A 6,119-nucleotide genomic window follows, 5' to 3' on the forward strand; every position below is an offset into this window, starting at 1 on the left:
CGGGTCGTTTGCTCAAATTTCATAGGCATAGCTACACCGAAGCTCAGCCGCTTTCAGCGCGGCTTGAAAGGGCTCCGGAGCCTCTTGGATTGTGGCCACAAAGCTGGCCTTGAGTTTGCCGCCCCCCATGCTGCCCTTGTACTTGATGCTCTTGGGTTGGGCCTGAAGCTGCAGCCGGTTGGCCCCCGACAGGGCCACATCCAACTTGAAGATGCCACGGCGAAAATCCATGCGCTCAGTGGCCTCTGCCTGCGGCGACGCCAAGCCCAGGGTTTGCGCACCGTAGGAAAGCTGCAGATCGATATCCACGATGGAGGCGGGAATAGCGCCCACCAGGCTTACCGCCTGCCCGGCACGGCTGCCAGTGCAATTCAGTTGCGCAGTATTGGCACCGGCGATGGCCTGGCCGGTGAGAGCGAATGGCAACACCAGGGCGCAGAGCGGCAAGAATTTTTTCATCGGTTTTCCTTCAGCAGCAGGACAGGGGTTGCGCAGCATGGGCTGCATCAGATCGGCGGCATCGATAGGACCATCTGGGCCCGGTTCATGGCGGTGTCCCCCACCTGGTCATAGATTGTCGTCGGCCTATGTTCATGGATGCAACTGGCGTCCAGCCAGCCGATAACGGCACCATGCGCGCTGTTGGATTCGTTTGCTGGTAGCCTCCCATGCCAGGCAGAATCTCTGCCAGCCCCACCACGGCCATCTTGCCATTTCAAAAAAGTGAACCCTCTATGACCAGCCCGCTGTACACCGCCTCCATTCCCGTCATGCAGCAGATGTTGCATGCCCTGTCAGAGGTGCTCAAGAAGGCCGAAGACCATGCGGCGCAACGCAACATCGATCCCAACGCGCTGCTGCAGGCACGGCTGTTTCCCGACATGTTTCCGCTGGTTCGCCAGGTGCAGATCGCCTCGGACTTTTCCAAGGGCATCGCCTCCCGCCTGGCCGGTGCCGAAGTGCCATCCTGGCCCGACACAGAGACCAGCTTCGCTGACCTGCAAGCCTTGATCGCCAAGGCGCTGGCCCATCTCGAATCCTTCCCAGCCGCGCAGTTTGATCTGAGCGAAAGCCGCGACATCGTATTGCGCCCCGGCACGCCCAAGGAAAAGAAGCTGACCGCCAGTGCCTATCTGCTGCACTATGGTCTGCCGCAGTTCTTCTTCCATGTGACCACCGCCTATGCCATCCTGCGCCACAACGGTGTGGAGGTTGGCAAGCGCGACTATATGGGCACCTATTAACAGGGGGGGGGCGCCATCCGCTCATGGCGATCAGCGCCTCAATGACTACCCATTTTTCACTTGGCGATTCGGAAGAACGCGTGCAGCGTGTGGAGCGTTGACCGCTCGGAACATCGTAATAGCTCAGTGGGGCCTCTGCGCCGCAAGCAGAAATACCTTGGTGGAGCTTGCCAATTGGTCACTTCAAGCGACAATCTACGAACTGTGTAGCTGACTATTCCCGCGCAAACGCAGCATACGAATGGCTCGCCGAACCTCATCAGGTACCTGGTGATAGATTCGCTGAGTCTTCCGGTCCGGGGCATATCTAGCAAACTCGGAATGAATACGCTCAAGCGCAGCCAGAAGCTGATCTCGAATTTCCCTGCTATCCCAACCTGTTTCCATGATTTCATGTGCGATGCGGGTCAAGCCCGAGGCCGCATCGGTATCACCTCGGGAGTCCTCCGAAGCCAGATACTGCAAATAGGCCGGCAAATAGAAAACACGTGCCTTGGGGCCCATATCGGCTAGCGCTTCAGCGCATTGGATGGAATGCGTCCGGAACATCGCTGAAACCTCGGCGATGCTCTTCCCCAAGAACATCTGGGCGGCGAAACGCTCATCCAGCGAATCATGGATGTTGATTTCTTCTAGGGTAGGAAGGCACATGGCTGCCAAGTCTATCAATCTTGCATCCTGACTGATTGGAGCCTCGCCCCGAGAGAACCGCAGTCCCATTCTTGGGAATCGATGCTCAGGAAGCGGCGGCCATCTCACGAAGAACCTGGATCGCCAGCGCCCCGTAGCCTGCACCAAAGCCGGGGTTTCTGATGCTGATGTTTTGTGCAGATGTGACGTCTTCCCACTTCAGCATTGTTTCCACCGAAGTGTGGTGCTCATTCGTTTCAATCTCGAAAGCAATGAACCGTGCTTCAACGGTGAGCAACATGCCGAAGAGGCCTGGCATTCCTGGCTCATCAATGCCCAGTTTCAGAACGATGGCGGTGCTCCAATCAATGCCTCGGGCTAAGGCGCAGTCCTTGAGCGCTTGTGGCCAAGGATGCTCTCTCCAGTAACGCGCGCTTCTGCGAATCATGTCTACAGACACATCGTTTTGCTGACGAACATCTCTTTGTTTCATGTGGTTCAAGAGTCTGCATCCAATCAATGTCGCAGGCTTGGGAGTCAGTCACCCCAAAAGCCACGGTTAAAGGGCTGAAAGTCGAGCGCGTCAGCCTTGCTAATGCCGATACAAGACATAACCTCAACATAGGTCATTTCAACGGTCTCAAGATTGGAGTCGTCAATAGGACCAAATGGTTGGCCTTGGAATGAGCCGAAGGCGTACACCGCGTCAATACCTCCCCAGGTTACATAGTCGATGTACAGCCATGAATCTGCAACAGCGATTCCCAACTGCTCGGCAAGTGCCAACAGCTCTTGCGCGGATGGATGTTTTCCACCCAAAGATGGCAAAGCTATTCCAGTGCCTGAGAACGGTACATGAATGGCCCGAACTATGGCATCGGCTGGCAGCTCCGCTGACTTCTCAAATGTGCTCAACAAAGGTACTAGAAAGCCGGTAAATCGATAGGCCATAAATCACGACGCCTGAATTGTTGAAGGCTTGAAAGAAACGGGCATTGTGCAGGGTAAAACCAGGGTCTGCAGACCCAGAGAATATGTTGTGATGCGGCTGAAACTCTGGATATGCCGACCCTGGCAGGCAAGCTTGCCAGCTAGCCAGCTGCCCAGAAGTGCCCTATTTCCCACCACGCAGCAACCGCAGCCCATTGAACACCACCAGCAGACTCGCCCCCATATCGGCAAACACCGCCATCCACATGGAGGCATTGCCAAACACGGCCAGCGCGAAGAACACCACTTTGATGCCCAGCGCGAAGATGATGTTCTGCCACAGGATGGCGTAGGTGCGTTTGGAGAGTTGCACGGTTTCCGGCACGCGGCGCAGGTCGTCGTTCATGATGAGGATGTCGGCGGCCTCCTTGGCGATGTCGGTGCCGGCGCCGCCCATCGAGAAGCCGATGGAGGCGGCGGCCAGGCTGGGCGAGTCGTTGACGCCGTCGCCCACCATGCCGGTGGGCTGCTGGGCCACGAGGCCGTTGATGACCTGGAGCTTGTCCTCGGGCAGCAGGTTGGCCTTGACCTCGTCGATGCCCACCTGCGCGGCAATGGCGCGGGCGGTGGCTTCGTTGTCTCCCGTCAGCATCACGGTGCGGATGCCCAGGGCCTTCAATTCAGCAATCGCCTGCTTGCTCGATTCCTTGGTGGTGTCGGCCACCGCAAACAGCCCCAGCACGCCTTGTTCACTGGCCAGCACCGAGACGGTCTGCCCCTGCTCCTCCATCGCCAGCATCAGCGCCTCCACCTCGGCAGAGCACTGGCCGCGCTCATGGATCCAGCGGTGGTTGCCCAGCACATAGCTGTGGCCGCCGATATCGCCCTTGACGCCACGGCCCAGCTCGGCGGCAAAGTTGCCCACCTCCAGCACCTCACCATCGATACCGGCGGCCACCGCCTTCGATACCGGATGGTCCGAGCGCGCGGCCAGGCTTTTAGCAATGCGCTCGATCTGCACGGCATCGGTACTGGTCGACAGCATGCGGGTCTGCACCAGCTGGGGGGTGCCAGCGGTGATGGTGCCGGTTTTGTCCAGGGCGACGACGCGCAGCTTGCGCGCCTCTTCCAGGTAGGCGCCGCCCTTGACCAGAATGCCCCGGCGGGCGGCGGCCGACAGGCCGCTGACAACGGTCACTGGCGTGGAGATCACCAGCGCGCAAGGGCAGGCAATGACCAGCAGCACCAAGGCCTTGTAGATCGCCGTCAACCAGGGCCAGTCCAGCATCAGCGGCGGCAGCACGGCGACTGCCACGGCCAGCACAAACACAGCGGGGGTGTAGATGCGGGCAAAGCGGTCGACAAAACGCTGCGTGGGCGCGCGCTGGCCCTGGGCCTGCTCCACCGCATGGATGATGCGGGCCAGCACGGTGTCGGTCGACAGCTTGCTGACCTCGAACTCCAGCGAGCCGCTTTGGTTGATGGTGCCGGCAAACACCGGGTCGCCCGGCGCCTTGTCCACCGGAATGCTCTCGCCGGTCACGGAGGACTGGTCCACTGCGCTTTGGCCGCTGGTCACCACACCATCCAAAGCAAAGCGCTCGCCGGGCTTGACCCGTGCCAGCGTGCCGACCACTACCGTCTTGGCATCCTGGATCTGCCAGCTGCCATCGGCCTGCCTGGCTTCGATCTGCGGCGGTGACAGCGCCAGCAACTGGGCAATCGCATTGCGCGCGCGGTCCACCGAGCGAGCCTCAATCAGCTCGGCCAGCGAGTACAGCGCCATCACCATGGCCGCCTCGGGCCACTGGCCAATGACAAAGGCGCCGATCACCGCGACGCTCATCAGCGCATTGATACCCAGCTGGCCGCGCAGCAAGGCCGACAGGCCTTTCTTGAACACGCCCAGGCCGGACAGCGCAATGGCCAGTGCGGCGACCGCCATCCCGACCATGCGCCAGACCGAGGTCTCGGGTGTCAGCAGGTGCAGCAGCTCGGCGGTGGCCGCCACCACCAAGGCCGCAACCAGACGGTAGAGCTCCCGGCGTTGCGCCTTTTGCACATCGGCCGCAGCCGGCGGGGCGGACAGCGTCTCGGTGCGAAAGCCTGCAGCCTGGATTTTTTCCGTCACGGCCGTCCATTGCTGTGGGTCGGCTTCGACCCGCAAGGTGCGGGCAGGCAGGTCAAACTGCAGCAGCTTGACCCCTGCAGCCCCTTCCAGAATCTGGCGAATCTGCCCCTCTTCCACGGGGCAGTCCATCGCGGGAATGCGCAGCAGCAAGGCGCCGTCATCGGCCTTCAAGGCCGAGCTGGCCTGGGCAGCAGCGCCCAGGTCGGGGCTGCAGCAGTCACTATGCGCATGCGCGGCAGCCGTTGCTGCTGGGGCAGGGGAATGTGAATGCGCATGGTCGTGGCCATGGCTGTGATCGTGACCCTTGTCGTGGCTATGGCCGTGGTCGTGCCTATGGTCGTGCGTATGGCCGTGCCCCTTGGCGGCTACGGCAGCGGAACGGTGGTCTTTGCCGGCGCAGCAGGATGCCGCTGCATGGCCATGGGAATGGCGCTGCGCGGTGTCGGAATGGGCGATGACTGGGTTGGAATTCGATTGGGTCATAAAGCGTGCTCCCTGTTGCTTCGATTAAAAACCCTGTAGTAACTACAATGTCAAGCCTAAATCGCTAGACTCCGTATGGACATGAGGGCAATGACATGAAAATCGGTGAACTGGCCACGGCCTCGGCGACGCCCGTGGAAACCATCCGCTACTACGAGCGCGAAGGCCTGCTGCCGCAGCCCACGCGCACCGCCAGCAACTACCGCATCTATGAAGAGCAACACCTGGAGCGCCTGCAGTTCATCCGCAACTGCCGAGGGCTGCAGATGTCGCTGGACGAAGTGCGCGAGCTGCTGCGTTACAAGGACGAACCCGCCCAGGACTGCGCCGAAACGGTGGACAAGCTGCTTGAAGCGCATATCGGCCATGTCGCCCTGCGCATCCAGGAGCTGCGCGGGCTGGAGGCCCAGCTGATCGCGTTGCGTGACCGCTGCCGGGGCACCCAGGATGTGGAGCACTGCGGCATTCTGGCGGGCCTGGCCGAGACGCCTGTGGCGCCGGCCGTCAAACAGCATCTGCATGTGCGCTAGGTGTGAACTGTCAAGAGGTTGTTTGCAGATTTGAGCCGGGCCATCGGGGTAATTCGACCAATGCCGCTGTGAGGCCTGTGCCAGTTGTAGTAATGCTGCCAGCGATGTAAGGCTTGTGTTCGCTCAGCTGAATTCTGGTATGTCCAACCATAGGCCCACTCGCGCAGCGCC

General features: G+C 60.6%; 8 protein-coding genes. 2 read left to right on the plus strand and 6 right to left on the minus strand.

All coding sequences use genetic code 11. The features are described 5' to 3' along the window. Positions 1 to 12: 12 nt before the first annotated feature. The gene (locus tag DCO45_RS15705; protein ID WP_133248170.1) at positions 13 to 498 is read right to left on the minus strand and encodes a hypothetical protein; all 486 of its coding nucleotides are present in this window, start codon (positions 496 to 498) and stop codon (positions 13 to 15) included. A gap of 236 nt (positions 499 to 734) precedes the next feature. Here DCO45_RS15705 and DCO45_RS15710 point away from each other — a divergent pair, with 236 nt between their 5' ends. Beyond that, positions 735 to 1,244 (plus strand): DUF1993 domain-containing protein, encoded by a 510-nt coding sequence (locus tag DCO45_RS15710; RefSeq protein ID WP_116926701.1) that lies wholly within the window; start codon positions 735 to 737, stop codon positions 1,242 to 1,244. Positions 1,245 to 1,439: 195 nt separating this feature from the next. Here the strand turns inward: DCO45_RS15710 and DCO45_RS15715 are convergent, their stop codons facing one another. The 4 genes from DCO45_RS15715 to DCO45_RS15730 form a co-directional block, all read right to left on the minus strand. Continuing rightward, a complete protein-coding gene (locus DCO45_RS15715; RefSeq protein ID WP_133248171.1) occupies positions 1,440 to 1,895 on the minus strand; it encodes a hypothetical protein in 456 nt (151 codons plus the stop codon). Positions 1,896 to 1,980: 85 nt separating this feature from the next. Further along, on the minus strand, positions 1,981 to 2,367 hold the full coding sequence (locus tag DCO45_RS15720; protein WP_133248172.1) for a hypothetical protein: 387 nt from the start codon (positions 2,365 to 2,367) through the stop codon (positions 1,981 to 1,983). 44 nt (positions 2,368 to 2,411) lie between these two features. Then, on the minus strand, positions 2,412 to 2,825 hold the full coding sequence (locus tag DCO45_RS22740; protein WP_133248173.1) for a hypothetical protein: 414 nt from the start codon (positions 2,823 to 2,825) through the stop codon (positions 2,412 to 2,414). 163 nt (positions 2,826 to 2,988) lie between these two features. Then, positions 2,989 to 5,064 (minus strand): heavy metal translocating P-type ATPase, encoded by a 2,076-nt coding sequence (locus DCO45_RS15730; protein WP_243419380.1) that lies wholly within the window; start codon positions 5,062 to 5,064, stop codon positions 2,989 to 2,991. 449 nt (positions 5,065 to 5,513) lie between these two features. Here DCO45_RS15730 and cadR point away from each other — a divergent pair, with 449 nt between their 5' ends. After that, positions 5,514 to 5,948, plus strand: coding sequence for a Cd(II)/Pb(II)-responsive transcriptional regulator (gene cadR, locus DCO45_RS15735; RefSeq protein ID WP_116926706.1), 435 nt, complete (start codon positions 5,514 to 5,516; stop codon positions 5,946 to 5,948). On the opposite strand, the gene DCO45_RS15740 is transcribed toward cadR, so the two are convergent. Then, positions 5,945 to 6,119: integrase core domain-containing protein (locus tag DCO45_RS15740; RefSeq protein WP_165841212.1), on the minus strand; the 175-nt coding region annotated here is incomplete at its 5' end. The genes cadR and DCO45_RS15740 overlap by 4 nt on opposite strands.

The sequence above is a fragment of the Comamonas sp. JNW genome (assembly GCF_003105075.1).
GTDB lineage: Bacteria > Pseudomonadota > Gammaproteobacteria > Burkholderiales > Burkholderiaceae_C > Comamonas > Comamonas squillarum.

What these genes read in the sequence shown, in the direction of transcription:
- DCO45_RS22740 (WP_133248173.1), bottom strand. Translation starts at nt 2,825, where the DNA reads ATGGCCTATCGATTTACCGGCTTTCTAGTACCTTTGTTGAGCACATTT.
- DCO45_RS15710 (WP_116926701.1), top strand. Translation starts at nt 735, where the DNA reads ATGACCAGCCCGCTGTACACCGCCTCCATTCCCGTCATGCAGCAGATG.
- DCO45_RS15730 (WP_243419380.1), bottom strand. Translation starts at nt 5,064, where the DNA reads ATGGACTGCCCCGTGGAAGAGGGGCAGATTCGCCAGATTCTGGAAGGG.
- DCO45_RS15705 (WP_133248170.1), bottom strand. Translation starts at nt 498, where the DNA reads ATGCTGCGCAACCCCTGTCCTGCTGCTGAAGGAAAACCGATGAAAAAA.
- cadR (WP_116926706.1), top strand. Translation starts at nt 5,514, where the DNA reads ATGAAAATCGGTGAACTGGCCACGGCCTCGGCGACGCCCGTGGAAACC.
- DCO45_RS15715 (WP_133248171.1), bottom strand. Translation starts at nt 1,895, where the DNA reads ATGTGCCTTCCTACCCTAGAAGAAATCAACATCCATGATTCGCTGGAT.
- DCO45_RS15720 (WP_133248172.1), bottom strand. Translation starts at nt 2,367, where the DNA reads ATGAAACAAAGAGATGTTCGTCAGCAAAACGATGTGTCTGTAGACATG.